Annotated in this window: 13 protein-coding genes and 1 pseudogene; 3 read left to right on the top strand and 11 right to left on the bottom strand. The window is 64.9% G+C overall.

The genetic code is table 11. From position 1 onward, the window contains the following. Positions 1-16 precede the first annotated feature (16 nt). Positions 17-2569 (bottom strand): cytochrome P450, encoded by a 2553-nt coding sequence (locus OHB12_RS06545; RefSeq protein ID WP_327117104.1) that lies wholly within the window; start codon positions 2567-2569, stop codon positions 17-19. Positions 2570-2707: 138 nt separating this feature from the next. On the opposite strand from OHB12_RS06545, the gene OHB12_RS06540 reads away from it, so the two are divergent. Together OHB12_RS06540 and OHB12_RS06535 are read left to right on the top strand one after the other, a co-directional pair. Then, on the top strand, positions 2708-3985 hold the full coding sequence (locus tag OHB12_RS06540; RefSeq protein ID WP_327117102.1) for a glycosyltransferase: 1278 nt from the start codon (positions 2708-2710) through the stop codon (positions 3983-3985). Continuing rightward, a complete protein-coding gene (locus OHB12_RS06535; protein ID WP_327117100.1) occupies positions 3982-4743 on the top strand; it encodes an ABC transporter permease in 762 nt (253 codons plus the stop codon). The genes OHB12_RS06540 and OHB12_RS06535 overlap by 4 nt, the downstream gene beginning before the upstream one ends. Positions 4744-4967: 224 nt before the next feature. Here OHB12_RS06535 and OHB12_RS06530 read toward each other — a convergent pair whose 3' ends face one another. The 3 genes from OHB12_RS06530 to OHB12_RS06520 all read right to left on the bottom strand — a co-directional run bounded on the left by OHB12_RS06530 (position 4968) and on the right by OHB12_RS06520 (position 6852). After that, positions 4968-5726: an SDR family oxidoreductase gene (locus OHB12_RS06530; RefSeq protein WP_327117098.1), complete on the bottom strand. Its 759-nt coding sequence runs from the start codon at positions 5724-5726 to the stop codon at positions 4968-4970. Between the two features lie 98 nt (positions 5727-5824). Continuing rightward, complete coding sequence (locus tag OHB12_RS06525) at positions 5825-6313, bottom strand: MarR family transcriptional regulator (RefSeq protein ID WP_327117096.1); 489 nt, start codon at positions 6311-6313, stop codon at positions 5825-5827. A 95-nt stretch (positions 6314-6408) separates the two neighbouring features. After that, a complete protein-coding gene (locus tag OHB12_RS06520; RefSeq protein ID WP_327117094.1) occupies positions 6409-6852 on the bottom strand; it encodes a nitroreductase family deazaflavin-dependent oxidoreductase in 444 nt (147 codons plus the stop codon). 369 nt (positions 6853-7221) lie between these two features. Between OHB12_RS06520 and OHB12_RS06515 the strand changes: the two genes are divergently transcribed. Then, positions 7222-7353, top strand: coding sequence for a hypothetical protein (locus OHB12_RS06515; protein WP_327117092.1), 132 nt, complete (start codon positions 7222-7224; stop codon positions 7351-7353). 74 nt (positions 7354-7427) lie between these two features. Here the strand turns inward: OHB12_RS06515 and OHB12_RS06510 are convergent, their stop codons facing one another. From OHB12_RS06510 to OHB12_RS06480, 7 genes and pseudogenes are all read right to left on the bottom strand, one after another. Continuing rightward, positions 7428-7754, bottom strand: a complete 327-nt coding sequence (locus OHB12_RS06510) for a ScnB (protein ID WP_327117090.1) — start codon at positions 7752-7754, stop codon at positions 7428-7430. Further along, entirely contained in the window at positions 7751-8461 is a 711-nt protein-coding gene (scnC, locus tag OHB12_RS06505; protein WP_327117088.1) for a thiocyanate hydrolase subunit gamma, read from the bottom strand. Before scnC ends, OHB12_RS06510 begins: the two co-directional genes overlap by 4 nt. Before the next feature lie 7 nt (positions 8462-8468). Further along, positions 8469-8756: pseudogene (locus OHB12_RS06500) on the bottom strand (SH3-like domain-containing protein); the annotation flags it as partial. Continuing rightward, positions 8753-9175, bottom strand: a complete 423-nt coding sequence (locus OHB12_RS06495) for a hypothetical protein (RefSeq protein ID WP_327117086.1) — start codon at positions 9173-9175, stop codon at positions 8753-8755. The pseudogene OHB12_RS06500 and the gene OHB12_RS06495, both read right to left, overlap by 4 nt. A 976-nt stretch (positions 9176-10151) precedes the next feature. After that, positions 10152-11423: an ABC transporter substrate-binding protein gene (locus OHB12_RS06490; RefSeq protein WP_327117084.1), complete on the bottom strand. Its 1272-nt coding sequence runs from the start codon at positions 11421-11423 to the stop codon at positions 10152-10154. A 38-nt stretch (positions 11424-11461) separates the two neighbouring features. After that, the gene (locus tag OHB12_RS06485) at positions 11462-12241 is read right to left on the bottom strand and encodes an ABC transporter ATP-binding protein (RefSeq protein WP_327117082.1); all 780 of its coding nucleotides are present in this window, start codon (positions 12239-12241) and stop codon (positions 11462-11464) included. Further along, positions 12238-14925, bottom strand: coding sequence for an ABC transporter permease subunit (locus OHB12_RS06480; RefSeq protein WP_327117080.1), 2688 nt, complete (start codon positions 14923-14925; stop codon positions 12238-12240). Before OHB12_RS06480 ends, OHB12_RS06485 begins: the two co-directional genes overlap by 4 nt. Positions 14926-15505: the final 580 nt, after the last annotated feature.

Below are 15505 nucleotides of genomic sequence, written 5' to 3'. Positions count from 1 at the left end.
GGCCGGAACACCAGCACTATCGCGGGTGCAGGGTGACCGGCAGGGCCGAGGGCGACAGGACGAAGTCCCGATTCGACGCCCGCACCACGTAATCCGGGTGGGGCGTCGGCCGCCAGCGTGCCAGCAGCGCTGCCGACGCCAGCGCGATCTCGAGCATCGCGAAGTGATCACCCAGGCAGCGGCGACGGCCGATACCGAACGACAGGCTGGCTTTCTTATCGTTCGCACCGGCGCGTTCCGGGGACCAGCGCGCCGGGTCGAACGCTTCCGGATTGGCGAAATAGCGTTTGTCGTGCTGGACCATATAGGGGCTGAACATGATTGCTGTGCCATCCGGAATATCGAGCCCGCCGATGGTGATGTCGCCTTCGGCGGTACCTGCGCTGATCCAAGGTCCCCAGAAGCGAAGTGTCTCGGCCACAACCTGTTTCAGGTAGGGGAGCGCGCCGAGATGCTCGGCGCGAACAGGGCCCGATCCCACGACAGCATCGAGTTCGTCGTACAGCTGCTCGGCAACCTGGGGGCGGCGCATCACCTCGTGCCACAGCCAGCCTGTCAGCGACGCCGTGGACCCGACACCGCCGGCGAGCATCAGGATCGCTTCGTCGATGATGTGCTCGTCGGACAACGTCGCTCCGGTCTCGCCATCCGTATGCCGGATCAGCGCGGACACCACGTCATTGAAATCCTCTTCGCAACGGCGATATTCGGACACTACATCGCCGATAGCGGCACGCAGGTGCCGCGCCTTCCTGCGCCACCGCCAGTTGGCGATGACACGGAGACGGCGCAGTTGCGGCGGTAACGCGGTCCGCAGAATCACCTGGCTGAGCAGCCAAGGCACGTTGTCCCGGATCTCGCGTCGTGCGCCGGCGCTGAAGTCGGCGGTGAACAGCGTCGACGAAACAGTGTCGAGCACCAGGCCGTGGGCCTCGTCCATCAGATCCACGCGTCTGCCCGATGGAAGTCCCGCCGACCACGTGTCGGCGATATCGGCCGCCGACTTCGTGTACTCGGCGAGTCGGCTCTGGCGCAGAGCGGGCGCGATCATCCTGCGACGCAGCTTGTGCTCCTCGCCGCGTAAGACGTTGACCGAGCCGCCTGCAACATCCTTGATCGCCTCCCGCAGGTCTTCACGATTGAATTCAGCGTCGCCTAGACCGACCTCGCGAACCAGCTCCGGGGTGGTGAGGACGTATCCCATCTTCTGCCCGAAAAATATCCGCACTATCGGACCGAGCTCGGACAGCGACGTCATGAATGTCGGGGCGCCGCGCAGTGCCCGCAGGCTGTGCCCCACGAGCGGCAGCCTGCCCGGCGCCGTGGGAATCTGCGAAAGGGTGTGCGGCATTTCCGATTTCGGGCTGTGCGCCGATTCCTCACCTGCCTGCCGGTAGATTTCGACGACTGCCCCCGTGTGACGTGACTGAAGAACAGAGTCGCAGTGCCTGCCGAGTACCTCGCGCATGTCGGCGAGTGCCGGAGGGTTGTCGGCGAGCTCGGAGATCGTCTCGGCGATACGATCGACCGACGGATCCGCGGTGCGAATGCCGCCACCGGTGGGCACGGACTCGTCGAGTTCGGGATCGCAATAGACAATCGGAAGCCCCACCGCCACCGCCTCGAGCAGGACCATGCCTTGCGTGTCGAATCCGTAGGAAGGAAACAGCAGAGCGTCGCATCGGGACATGGCGTAGATACACTCTGCCTGGGTAACCCTACCGTGCAACCGGATTCGATCGTTGAGATGATGTTCGGCAATCACGGCGGCAGCATCATCTCGCAAATCGCCGTCGCCATAGATGTCGAGGGTGCAGCTGTCGGTGCGCCGCACTGCGTCGATCGATTCGAGCAGACGCTTCTCGTTGGAAAGCCTTCCACTCCAGACAAGCCGCAGCGGTCCGTCGGCCGGCGGTCCGGAAATGGCACTGCTACCGCAGCTTTGGAGTACTTCATCGTCGACGCCGTTGGACACGACCTGAATCGGTCGCGTCAGCCCGTGTGCGACCATCAGTTGGGCGAAATGGCGCGTCGGTGCGATCACCTGGTCAGCGGCTCGGGCCTGACCGACTATCGTCCACCAGGCATGGCGCGCCGCACGGCTTTCCGGCACCTGCGGCATGTGATCGCAGTGCGGGACGAACCGGCCGTGCAGTGCGCGCATCGCCAGTGCTGCCGGATATGGAGCGGACGAGGTGTGTTCGATGAACGCGTCGTCGCGGCTCTGCGCGGTATGCACCAGCGGAAGCCGATGCCGCCGTGCTGCTTTCATACCAGCGATAGCGACGCCGTAGGTCGTGTGCGTGTGTACGACGTCGATCGGGCCGCGTGCGGCGAATTCCGCGTCGATCAGCCTGTCATTGCGCTTGGTAGGCAGCACCATTGCGAAACCGTTGACAGCGAGCGCGGCGACGGCGTGGAGTTCGACGACGTTCGGGATCGGGTCGGTGTCCGCACCCGGTAGCGGTGCCACGAAGAGCGTGACGCGGTGACCCGCGCGCTCGAGCCCGCGACACAGCGAGCCGACTGCGGTCTGGACTCCGCCGAGCGTGGCCGGGTGGTAGTCCATGAACATCGCTATGTGCACAATTGTTCACTGTACCGACGTCCGACCGCGCTGAAGAGCCCACAATGCTGTCGTCTGCACGCCGAGCGCCGGTAGGGGCACAGTGTCGACAGGTACTACGACAACACCGAAAGAAGCGCCGTGAGAATAGCGATTCCGCTCACCGGAACCCGTGGTGACGTACAGCCGATCGTGGCGCTGGGGCTCGAGCTGCAGCGGCGTGGTCACGACGTGCTGCTCGGCGCACCGCCCAACCTGATCGGCTTCGTCGCAGGCACGGGGCTTGCCGCCCGCGCGTGCGGTCCCGACATACAGCAGCTCTACAGTTCGGAGCCCGGGCAGAAGGCGCTGGCCTCGGGAAACACATTCCGCCTGATGCAGCTGGTCGCACGGCAGATGGCCGGCTACGCGGGCCAGATGAACCGCGAAGTCATCGAGGTGTGCGCGAACGCCGACCTGATCGTCGCCAGCACCGTCACCGAAGACCGGGCGAGTTCGGTTGCTGAAGCGATGGACGTTCCTCTGGTCAGCTTGCACTATTACCCCTGCCGGAACAACGGGGCCTATCCCTTCCCCGGCGCCCTTCCGCCGCACTGGAATCCACCCGCGCGGGTCAATCGAGCGACCTGGGTACTTGCCGAGAACCTGCGCCGTGTCGTGTTCATGCGCTACCTCAACGACCTGCGGGCGATGCTAGGGCTGCCGAAGTCGTGGGCGAGCACAGCCGCGGTGCTGGCCCGCCGGAACGTCCCGGAAGTGCAGATCTACGACCCCGCGCTCGTTCCGGGGCTGCCTCAGCAGTGGGACGAGCGCCGGCCTTTCACCGGCTTCCTGACACTCGATCATGCTGCCCGCGAAGCTGTCGGCGACCTCGCAGGCGACCATGCCGGCATTCTGTCCTGGGCAAGCGAGGGGGAGCCACCAGTGTTCTTCGGCTTCGGCAGCATGCCGATCCGGGACGCGGCCGCCGTGCTGGCGATAGTGTCCGAGGTATCCGCGCGGTTGGGTGTACGTGCGCTGGTGAGCGCGGGCTGGAGCGATTTGGACATCGCTGCCGCGAAAGTCGGCGCGCACGTGAAGGTAGTCGGCGCTTTCGCGTACGACATCGTCTTTCCGCGGTGCGCCGCCGCTGTCCATCATGGCGGGATCGGAACATTGTTCGAGAGCCTGCGCGCCGGATTGCCGACGCTGGTCTGCTCGGTGTCGTTCGAGCAGCCCATGTGGGGCGGGCAGGTCGAGCGCCTCGGCGTGGGTGCACACATGAAGTTCACGCAGCTCACGGCGGCTCGACTCGAGCAAGGCGTGGCCTCGATACTCACGCGGGAATGTAGGGACCGCGCAGCGGCATTCACGAAGACACTGAGCACCGAGGACTCCGCTGCCCGCGCCGCCGACATTGTCGAGGCCACCGCCCGGTGACGTCGCACGTTTTCACGGACACGGTCATCATGTTCCAACGCTGTGCCCGACATACTCTGCGCAGCCGGGACACACTGACCATTTCACTGCTGATGCCGGTCCTGGTCATGATGCTGTTCACCTACGTCTTCGGCGGGGCAATCGACGTGGGAGGGCCCTACCTGGACTACGTGGTGCCCGGAATAATGCTGCTGTGCACGGGATTCGGCTCATCGATCACGGCCACCAGCGTGTCGACGGATATGACGAAGGGCAGTATCGACCGGTTCCGTACACTTCCGATGTTCAGGCAGGCTGTCCTGGCCGGGCACGTCGCCGAAGGTGTCGTCCGCAATTTGGCGGCCATCGGCATCGCGGTCGCCGCGGCCCTCGTTCTGGGGTACCGACCCCATGCCGACCCGGCTGCCTGGCTGTCGGCATCGGCGGTGATCGCGCTGTTCGTCGTGGCGATCTCCTGGATCGCGGTCGCGCTGGGATTGCTCGCCAAGAACCCGGAGGCGGCCGGGGGACTCACCTACGCGATCATGTTCATCCCGTACATCAGCAGCGCATTTGTGCAGACCGCCACCATGCCGGCGTGGCTGCGCGGTTTCGCCGAATATCAACCGGCAACGCCCGTCGTGGAAACGGTACGCGGATTGCTCAATTCCACCGGCATCGGAAACAACGCCGCTCTCGCCCTCTCCTGGTGCTTCGGGCTCACGATTGTCGGCTTCTCGTGCGCGAGCGTGATATTCAGCCGATTGTCGCGCCGATGAAGATCGCGCGTACAGCTCGGTCGCACCGAAGACTTTCCTGCCCTGAGCAACCCGAACCATGGCGATCTGGCAGCGTGATCACCGCTCACGTCCGAACCAGCCCGGCCTGCTGCGATTTCCACGCCCGCACGTCGGGTGCCCGACTTCACGGCAGTCGTCCACGTCGACTCGGCGGCACGTGCGCGCTCCACTGGCCGTCCCTGGCTGGCGCAGGATCGGCTGAGTTACCGCTGTATCGGGTAGTGCTGGTCCAGCCACTCGTCGAATGTCGGCCCGGCGAGGATCGCCGCCGGTCCCGGCAGCAGGGCGCCGTCGGCCTGCAGCTCGTGGTTTGGGTCGTCGGTGTCGAGGATCTCCTGCACACGTGCCGGACTGCCGCGTCGCGCAGCGAGTCTCGCCGTGGCCGCGGCGAGGTTCAGCTCCTGCGGGCCGGCGATCTCGAACAGTTCGGCGCCGCTCTCCTCGACGGCCAGTTCTGCCAGCTGCTCAGCGACGGTACTGGCGGCAACGAGCTGAGTCCGATACTCCGGAACGGAGGCCGTATCGCCGTGGGTGGTCCAGTCGAGCATCATCTCCGTGAACTCGTGAAACTGGGCGGCACGCAGGATCCGCACCGGTACTGGGCCTTGTCGATAGGCTTCTTCCTGCGCCAGCTTCCCCGCGTAGTGCCCCGCGGTGAACGAATCGATGCCGATGATCGATAACAGCACGATCCGCTGCGCGCCCGCGGCGGCCGACTCTCGCTGCACGTTCTGGGCAACAGTGCGGAAAAAGTCCGTCACCGCGGCGGTTTCCGTCGTTGGCGCATTGACCGCGTCCACCACCACCCGCACCTCGGCCAGCGCCTGCGCCAGGCCCTGCCCGGTGTAGACGTCCACCCCCGCCGACCGAGTGATCCCCACGACCTCGTGGCCCTGGTTCTTCAGCACGTCGACCACCTCGCGGCCGACCCGCCCGCTCGCTCCGACTACCGCGATCCGCATCGCTGCCTCCTTCGTTCCGATTGTCATCCAGTAGACGATGCAACGCAGACGAGTGTGACAGGTGAATGAGGGTCAGCCGCCTGCCTGCCGATCCGGGCTCAGTCTTCCGCCAGCTCTTCGGCCGACTCGTGCCCGGCCGCCCCGCTCCTGCGCAGGAAGTCGGCGATCACCGCGAGTTCGGCCTCGGAGTACCGTTCGCACAACTCGTCCATTCTGGTGTTCATGCCGGACAGCACCTGAAACAGCTCCGAATTGCGTTCGCGCACCGCCCGCAGGGTGACCGCGCGGCGGTCTGATTCGGGATCACGCTCGCGCGCGATCCAACCAGCCTTCTGGAGTCGGTCGAGGATCCCCGTCAGCGTCGCCGGATGCAACCCGGTACGCCGAGCCAACGCGGTCGGAGTCAACGGTCCGTGTCGATTGATGAGGTCGAGGCAGGTCCAGTCGACATCCTTGAGCTCGACCCGGCCGCCGAACCTCCGATTGAGCAGCGCCAGCTGAATGTTCAAGTCGCGCAACGCCTCCTTGACGGCAACTGTCAGCTGCCGTCGATGCCGCGCCACGGCCGGACCTGCTGTTGGAGTCATACACCACTACTTTCGCACAAGCTGTATGGATTCCGTACCATATCGCGACGTAGGCTCGCTCGGCGTGACCGGACGGCTTGACCGACCTCTTGCGGTCAGGCTGGATCTACGCGGAATACCGCGATTCGCCCCGCTGCGGCGGCTACTCCGTCTGGTGTAGGCGCATCGGCCAGGCCCGTGGTCACGAAGCGGTTGCCGACACTGGCCGGGCTTGTTGTCACCAATTCGCGGAGTAGCGACCCGCGCTCGTCGACAGGGACTTCGACCAGGCGGGCCCGCGAAGACTTTCGGCCTCGTGTCAGCGTGACCGAGCCTGCTGCGCGAACGTTCGCGACCCAGGCGGCCTTCGGATAGGCCTGGAAGATGTATCGGCCGCCGTTCAGTTCATTCACTGCGATGGGGGATGTGCGCAACTGACCACTGCGTCGACCTTTGACGGTGAGTAGCTGCATCGGCCCGAAGACGACGCCGCCGCGCTGCAAACCGACGACGACCTTGCTGAAGATGTTGACCACCCGGCGATAGCTGTCCGCGTTCACGAGAACCTCTCCTCATAATTATCTTTCTCATACTCTATGAAAAACATATAGTACCGGAGCGGTATTAGATGTCGGTTCGGGTGCTCCCGGCGTACCCACGGAGGATGAACCTGGTCGGAGGTTGGCGTGCACGGGAATGGTGGAAAGGCAGGAGCAGACTGCTCCTCATGCCGCTGCCCGTCCTGGTGCTCGAGGCTCAGTGAACCTGAACATGCCGCTTGCGTGGGTGGCTGTGCCGGAATATTGAGACACGGGTGCCCGCAACAGGATTCAGCACCGGGTGGGTCGACCGCGCGGTTGTCGGCCGGCGGCAGGGTGCCGTGCGCACAGTCAGTCGAGAGCTGTTGCCGCAAGTCGGTCCATCAGGATGTGCGGGCTGGCGCAACCCTCGACGACGTGCGCGCTGCGCTTCGCTACAACGCACAGTTCGGCGCGACCCGGGTGTGGCACGCGTGGCGGGCGTTCCATGCCTACGCCGCGGAGGCCGGATGGAACGACTGACCGCGCCCGTGTCGGGTCCGGTGCGCTCCGGCCCCGGCACGGCCCTGGAATGGCGAGGTCGCCGACGTCGGGATCTACTCCCGGTTGAACCGCGCCCGGACCACCCCCATCCGCGCACCCAACTGTTCGGGCGTGATCAATCCGCGATCCATCAGCGTGTGGGCCGTCACGACGACCGATCGGGTCCGCACCGGAAAATCGTGGTAGATCGTCTCACCGAGCGCATCCTCGGTATGGCGGCGTTCCAGGTTGTCCAGTGTGCCTCGCCAGGACAGGCATTCGCACGTCGCCTGCATGCTCGACTCCCACGGGTCGGGCTTGCGGTCGAGTTCGGGAAGTGTGCTCTCCCGCCGCGACCCATCCAGGGTGTGTAGGAGGATTTCGTACGGACCGCTTGTCACCGCTGCCCACCCCTCCCCGTGGCGGGCTCGACCTGGCCCGGCGGCGCCTGCGAAGTCCAGTCGACCTGCGGCAGTGCCACGCCGATCATCGTGTCCCGGGTGACGATGGCCGCCAGTTGTTCCTCGGTCCAGCCTTCGGTGCCCGCGGGGCGCATCGGCATCACCATGAACCGGGACTTCTGGTTCGAGTCGTGCACCCGAATCTCGACGTCAGGCGGAAAGTGCAGGCCGAATTCGGCGAGCACCTCACGAGGCCAACGCACGAGGCGCCGACGGTAGTTGGGGGTGCGGTACCAGTCCGGAGACATACCGAGAACCGGCCGGGGATAACACGAACACAACGTGCACACGATGACGTTGTGCACCTTGGGCGTATTTTCCAACACGTAGAAGTAGGTGTAGTCGCTCGGCGTTCCGGAGCCTGTCGGGTCACGCCAGTCGATGCCGACCTCCTTACACGTTTCGGTCCCGTCGGCGAGCAGACGCGCCTTGAAATCGAGATCCATCCACGCCTTCGCGACCAGTTTCGATCCGCCGTGCGGACCGACCGACTCGGCCCATTCGGCGAACCGTCGGTGGTCTTCCTGCGAGAAAAGGCCCTTTTCGATGGCGAGTTCGCGAATCGCCGTCTCCAAGACCTCGAACTCGCTGATCTCTCCGCCCGTCTGGATCGGCGTGTGCGCCCCGTGATCGTGGGTCTGACTCACTCGGATCCTCCTCCGCGGGCTCGAGCCAGCGCTCGGAGACCTCCGTCTCCAGGGTGTCGACGTCGAAACCGGTGTATTTGGGCCACAGGTCTTTCTGGCGGAACCGCACGACGTAGAACGGTTCGAAGCGGCCGTCGTCACGCCCCCACGCCTCGTCCTCCGGAATCACCCACTCGGGCCGGTGTTCGACGACGACACCCGTGCGCCCGCGGGTGTAGGCCTGGGTGCGGGTGTGGAACATCGACGTCGCGTTTCGAACCCGGACGCGATCTCCGATCTCGTACTTCCTGGTCATGGCCGCGCCTCCATTCGCGCGCGTACCTCGTCCAATTTCGCCGACAGTTCGTCCGGGGTGATCAGACCCTTGTTGACCAGCACCTTCGCGGCGACAGTCGCCCAGCGCGCGTAGTAGGGCAGGCCGAAGTACAGCGTCGCGCCGAGGTCGTTCTCGGCTCGTCGGCGTTCCTCGGAATTCCACACGCCGCGCCAGCCGAGGCATTCGCACGTGATGTAGGTGTTCATCTCCCAGGGTTCTTCGTCCTTTTCCTGGTACTCGATCGGTAGATCGGGTTGTCCGCCGACGTCGTGCAGGACGTGGCGGAGAGCGGCAAACAATTCGTTCGAGATCTCGTACGGCAAGTCCAGCGGCTTGTGGAACACTGGAGCGATATCTGCGACGTTTTGGACTTCGTCGAACCGATTCGGTGAACTCATGAGGTCTCCGTAGTGACGGTACCGATGCCCCCGGCAGGGTGATCGCATATGCACACACCCGGCTGCGGGGCGGTCGACCGAGCTGAACTGGTGGAAGGACACCCCGACGGGGTGTCTGCCGTCGCGCATCAGCTCGTGCAGGTATACCCCGGCGCGTGATCCAACGCCTGGTAGAGCCCGATTGGGCAGAGAACAAAAAATGTGAGCACAACGCTGCCGAGTGCCGAGCGAACGCGTGCACTTGTCGAGGCTGGAGTGTGAACGAGCGCCATGGGGACTCCAAGATAAAGCCATGTTCAAGGGTGCGCGGGTATTGACTGGAGACAAATCTGGAGGAAACTGGTTATTACACCGGAGCACCGGGAGAGAACCACATTGTCGGCGGAGACGTCAGTCGACAACGATGAACTTTTCCAGGATCTGGCTAGGCCCCCGGCAAGCCAATCGAATACCGGAGTTGTCAGCGACGACTGAGGCTCATGGATTCGATGGAGACTACCGGGGACTGTTCTGTCTGGGGGTTCGTCCAGTGCGGTCTGCACTCGGTGGCTGGCACTGCGGTGCCGGCGGCCGGTGCCAGAGACTGCCCGGGCCGAAACAACAAACTGCCCCCGTGTGGATCGCCGTCATGCTCCACACGGGAAGGTAAGCGCACCAGTCGGTCGGGCACGGTGTCCGGCGAGTTCGCGGGTTCTCGGCCCGCTCTGCCTGCGACGGGGCAAAAGCAGCGGGGCGGCCAGAGCCAGCAGCCCGGCGATGGCTATTGCGAGGCGTGGGCCGGCGACGGAGGCCAAGAACCCCGCTACGCGCAGGTCGGCGTCGCGATGGTGGCGTTACTTGTGATCGACCACGCCGACCGAGTTCGGGCGATGCGGTCGGCGCTCCGGGGCCGGCCTGACCAACCGCCCTGGTCGGGTTCGGACAGTCAGGCCGGCGATCGAGCCCGACCAGCCGGCCCCTGGTCGGGCTCGGACTGCTACGCCGGTGTGAGCGCCTTCATCAACGCGGCGGCGGTGTCTTGGTCGATGCACGTCGGCTTGCCACCGTTGTCGGAGTGGTACGCGCCGCCCTTGGTGCTTCCCGTGAAGTAGCACAGTGGGAACGCGGGTTTGCCTTCCGGGAAGGTCAGCGGGGGAGCAAGGCCGTCGAGGGTCTCATCTCTCAGTGCGTGCAGGCCTTTGATCACGTCCGCACTCGTCGAGGACGGGCTGAGACCAGCCGCTTTCGCTGCTGCCAGGAACAGCTGGCCGCCTGCCCACGGCCACAGCAGCGGAGCGCTGAGGTCCGCGCTGTTCCGGAGGCCGGGAACGTATTTGTCGAGGGCTTCGCTGAAGTCCTTGATGGCCGGAATTGAGTCGTCGGTGTACAGCGCGTTGGAGCCTGCGAAAATGCTGCCCTCGAAGTTCGGGTCGGCGGCCCACGCTTTCTGGAGGCTTGCGCCGGAGGGAGCTTGAATCGGTTTGTAGCCTTGCTGGGCGCATGATGCGGCGATGCGCGAAATCGCCTCGACCGAGACGCCAGGGAACACGGCGTCGACACCCTTTTCCTTGAATGCCAGGCAGGGAGCGATGTAGTTCGGTGCGGCTATCGCGACCTTCTCTGCCGCGAATCCCATTCCGGCCTGTTTGGCCATCGGCTCGAGCATCTTCGGAAGTTGCTCGCAGACCGGGATCTCGGCACAGTAGTAGACGCCGAAGGTCTTGGCGCCCGCCTGCTTGGCCTGGGCCACCTCGCCCAGCATCAGCACCGGCAACGTGGTGCCGGAGGCGAAGAAGTTCGGATCGGTGATGAACGGGGCATCGACAGGCTGTCCGCCGATGACCGGAATGCCCTTGCTGTCGACATAGGCTTGCCAACTCGAACTAACCAGGCTGGTCTGGCCGACGATTGCGACCACCTTGTCCTGTTCGACCAGTTTCTTCGCGACGGCCAGAGCCGTCGTCGGATTCTGCCCATCATCGTAGGAGACGACCTTGACCGGGTGCCCGTTCACCCCGCCGCGATCGTTCACCGACGATGCCCACGCTTGCAGCACATCGGCGGCGCGTCCCACCGATCCGGCGGCAGGGCCGGTGCAACTGCAAATCGACCCGATGAGGATCGGATCGCCCGTGAGCCCGCCATCGGAAACCTTCGCCGGGCCGATGGATTCGGACCCGCTGTTCGCCGAGTCGGCGGAACACGACGTGAGCGCGAGCGCTGCCGCCAGCAACGGCGCGACCCACCACAGAAACCTTGTCTTCTTCATTAGCTCCACTCCTATGCGGATGCCGAACTTCGAATTCGCTACGCCCACGGCCCGGCAACGCTTCCGGGTGGGTGTCCCGCCGGCGACGCCGGCAAGTCTGTGTGTCCGCTATCGATGCCGAGATAGTTCTCCAGCACGGCATCTCGGTCGATATCCGCGGCGGGTCCGGAGAACGTGACCGTGCCGCGGCTGAGCAACACCACGTGATCGGCCATTGCCAGGGCGTGGTCGACGTACTGTTCGACCAGCAGAATCGCCGCGCCGGCCGCACGCAATTCGCCTAGCGCGGCGAAGATCTCGTCTACGACCAGCGGTGCCAGGCCCATGGACACTTCATCGAGCAGGACAACCGCCGGATCGGCCAGCCAGGCACGTCCCAGTGCCAACATCTGCTGCTGCCCGCCGGACAGGGAACCTGCCCGCTGGTCGAGCCTGGTCCGCAGCGCAGGGAACACATCGAGCGCGTCGTCGACGCCGCGGTGGCGTCGCCACGGTGGCGTCAGCAGGCGCAAGTTCTCCCGGACCGTCAAGTCCGTGAACACCCCTCGGCCCTCGGGGATCAGGCACAGGCCGGCGCGAGCGCGACGCGCGGGGCGGGCACGGGTCAGCTCGGCGCCGCTGATTGCCACCGTGCCCGATCGCGCACGCAGCAGTCCGGAGGCCACTCGCAGCAATGTCGATTTTCCCGCGCCGTTCGGTCCGAGCAGCGCGACGACCGACCGAGGTGGAATCGTGAGGTCGACGTCGTTCAGCACGATCGTGGAACCGTATCCCGCGGTGATCGAGCGCAATTCGAGTGCTGAGTCGGTGTTGGTCATGCTACGGGTTCCTCCAGCCGGTACTCATCGGTGACCGGCTCGCCGAGGTAGGCGTGCTGCACCATCTCCGAAGCCCTGACCTGCGCGGGCGTGCCCCGGAATATCAGGCGGCCGAAGTCGAGGACGATGATCTCCTCGCAGATATCGAGGACCAGCGACATGTCGTGCTCGACCAGGACGATTCCGACGCCGCGTGCGGCGACGACATGCCGCAGGATCTGACCGAAACGTGCGGTCTCCGAAGGATCGAGGCCCGAGCTCGGCTCGTCGAGCAACAGGATCCGATACGGCCCGGCAAGACAACGGGCGAGCTCGACCAGTCTGCGCTGCCCAGTGGAGAGCGCGCCGACGCGGGTGTGCGCGATGGATTCGATGCCACACAACGCCATAGCGGAGGCCCTTGCGGTGCGCACCCGCCGGGACTGTCCGCGCGTCGCGATGAGGTGGGCGAGCGGGTTCGCCCCGGCGAGCGGACCTTCCGCGCCCAACGCAACGTTTTCGGCGACGGTAAGGGAATCGAACAGTTCCGTCTTCTGGAAGGTTCGCCCGAGGCCCAGTCGCGCTCGGCGTGGAGTCGATACCCGGCTGATCACCCGGTCTCGCAGTCGCACCACGCCCGCGTGGGCTTTGACCAGACCGGTGCAGGCATCGAACGTGGTGGTCTTTCCCGCCCCGTTAGGACCAATGAGCCCGGTGATCCGCCCGGTCGGCGCTTCGAACGAAAACTTCTCGACTGCCACGACGCCACCGAAGCGAACCGAAAGGTCGCGGACGTCCAGCACCGCCGGGGACAACCTGGTGGCCGGCTCCGCCGCAAACAGCGCCGATGATCGGCTACGGCGGAATGTGCGGTCCAGCCACGACCGGATCGGGGTGGGAACCTCGAGGCGGCTCGCGGTGGCGGCACGCAGCACCGCCAGGATGCCGAAAAGAACCTGGAGCCGCAGCGACATATCGGGTGTCGCGATATAGGACGGCACCAGGATGAGGGCGGCCGCGGCCAGCAGCGAATACCACGGCTCGCGGCCGACCATGATGACGATGACCGCGAAATAGGTGACCGACAGCAGCGGCTGGTAGTTGTCGGCCGCGGCGGTGGTCTGGGCCATTCCGGCGAGTGCACCACCGAGCGCAGCGAGAAATGCCGAGACGCAGAAGACGAGAACGCGCGTGATGTCGATCGTGACGCCGTGTGTCCGCAGCGCGGTCGGCGACTCTGCCAAGCCGCGGAGCAATCGCCCGAGTCTGCCCTTGTCCAACGCCACCACCATCAGGGTGGCCAACGTGGCCAGCGCCAGCACGAGATAGTAGAAGGCGGGGTCGGAGTCGAGTCCGAATGTGCTGGGCCGCGGCATTTTCAGGCCCAGCCCGCTGGTGCCGAACATGTAGTCCTGGCTGTAGAACATCACCTGTAGTACGACGCCGAATCCGAAGGTAGCCAACGCCAGATAGAGGCCGCTGAGGCGAATAGCCGGGATCGACAGCACCGCGCCGATCGGCACGACCACCAGCCCGCAGCCGATGAGCGCGAGCGGCCACGGCAACCGCCAATCGACAGCGAGATGCGAGAACGCGCAAACGCCGATCGCGGTGAAGGCCATGTGACACAGCGAGACTTGACCAGACGTGCGGACCAACAGCCCGAGCGACAGAAAGACGAGTGTCATCGCCAGCGCCACGGTCCAGTCCGTCAAGTGGATGCCGGCGAACGACGGCACCAGCGCGAGCACCACCAACACCACGGCCCCGCCAACGGATTGCAGTGCGGGCGGAGCAGTCCAGCCGGCTCGGATCCGCTGGACCGACCGGTCTCGATCCATCAGGTAGCGACGCGGCATGACCAGCAAGACGAGGAACAACGCCAAGAACGGCAATGCGGCAGGAACTCCCGCGGCAAGCCCTGTGGTGAAGTAGTGGGTAGCCAGTGCGGCGAGAACCCCGATGAGCAGTCCACCGCCGAAACTCCATGGCAGACTGGTGAATCGACCGATGGCCGCCGCTCCGAACGCCTGGACGACCAGTAACGTCAACTGCACGGGATCGAGCGGAATCAACGGCGCGAACAGCACCCCGGATAGTGACGCCAAGCCGGTGCCGACGCACCAGGCCCATCGTCGCGTGCTCACCGGACTGGTCCCGGCCAGATCCAGCAACGCCGCATTCTCGACGACCGCACGCATCGCGACGCCGCGGCGGGTGAACCGCAATGCGGCTGACAACGCGGCCGTCGCAAGTACCGCGACAACGAACGTGGCCACATCCGACCACTGCACCCGCACGCCGAAAACAGCGAATCCGCCCTGCGGCAAGAAGATCGGAACGATGCGCGTCGTCGTCTGCCCGAAGTACAGACTCGCCCCCGCCTCGACGACCAGCAGAATGCCGACGGTCGCGGCGATCCGCAGTTCCAAAGTCGCCCGGTCGACGACACGGGCCAGCAACTCCAGCACCAGGCCCATGGCCGGACCGATGCCGAGAACACAAATCGCCACGGCGAGCTGCCATGCAACACCATCGATGACGTGCAACGTGTAAAACGCATACGCCGAGACGGTGGCCATGGCGCCGTGGGCGAAGTTGAACACTCCCGACGTCTTGTAGGTAAGCACCAAACCCACTGCGGCCAGTCCATATACCGAACCGGATACAATTCCCGCGATCAAGAACGGCAATAGATTTGCCACGATGTACTCCAATTTTCGCCGATCGCCGACGGTTCGCGACCCAGAGGAAACGTCGGCGCGGATCTGCCTGACAGGTCGGCCGTTGGTCGAACGACCACCTACACGGAAAGAGCGTCAGTGCTCTTTGGTATAAATGGATCTATCGGTGGGCAGCTGGGCGGAAGACTCGATCATGCTGTCTCCAAGGGGGCGATGGACAGGTCACACATGTGCTGGACGAGCATGTGCCAGGACAGTGTTGATCGTCGACGCACACCACACCACACGATCTCGCAGTTCCTGCCTCGCAACAGAATTCAACAGCACAAAAACGTAACTGGTCAGTTGGCTATGCGGGCGGCCATGGTCGTCGCTCGACAAGCGTGACGGGGGGTTCGAATCGGAACCGCCGAGAAATGCCCGCGGCACAAGCGCGTGGCGGTGCGGGTCGACGTACTTACGGCAATCCGATAGACCGATGGCGTGGGTGAACGTTCCCGACCTGCGCAGACCGCTGATTCTCTACCGAAGTTCCGCGCTTACCGCACTTGCTCGCTGCGTGGCCGAGGAACTGTCCTGCGCCGCCGGTCTTGAATTCAAT

The sequence above is a fragment of the Nocardia sp. NBC_01730 genome, from assembly GCF_035920445.1.
Classification (GTDB): Bacteria; Actinomycetota; Actinomycetes; order Mycobacteriales; family Mycobacteriaceae; genus Nocardia.
The sequence above is the reverse complement of the archived record's forward strand: the minus strand, read 5'-3'. Positions and strand labels throughout refer to the sequence as shown.

Coding starts and splice junctions, on each gene's coding strand:
- OHB12_RS06545 (WP_327117104.1), bottom strand. CDS start 2,569: ATGGACTACCACCCGGCCACGCTCGGCGGAGTCCAGACCGCAGTCGGC.
- OHB12_RS06530 (WP_327117098.1), bottom strand. CDS start 5,726: ATGCGGATCGCGGTAGTCGGAGCGAGCGGGCGGGTCGGCCGCGAGGTG.
- OHB12_RS06525 (WP_327117096.1), bottom strand. CDS start 6,313: ATGACTCCAACAGCAGGTCCGGCCGTGGCGCGGCATCGACGGCAGCTG.
- OHB12_RS06495 (WP_327117086.1), bottom strand. CDS start 9,175: ATGAGTTCACCGAATCGGTTCGACGAAGTCCAAAACGTCGCAGATATC.
- OHB12_RS06490 (WP_327117084.1), bottom strand. CDS start 11,423: ATGAAGAAGACAAGGTTTCTGTGGTGGGTCGCGCCGTTGCTGGCGGCA.
- OHB12_RS06485 (WP_327117082.1), bottom strand. CDS start 12,241: ATGACCAACACCGACTCAGCACTCGAATTGCGCTCGATCACCGCGGGA.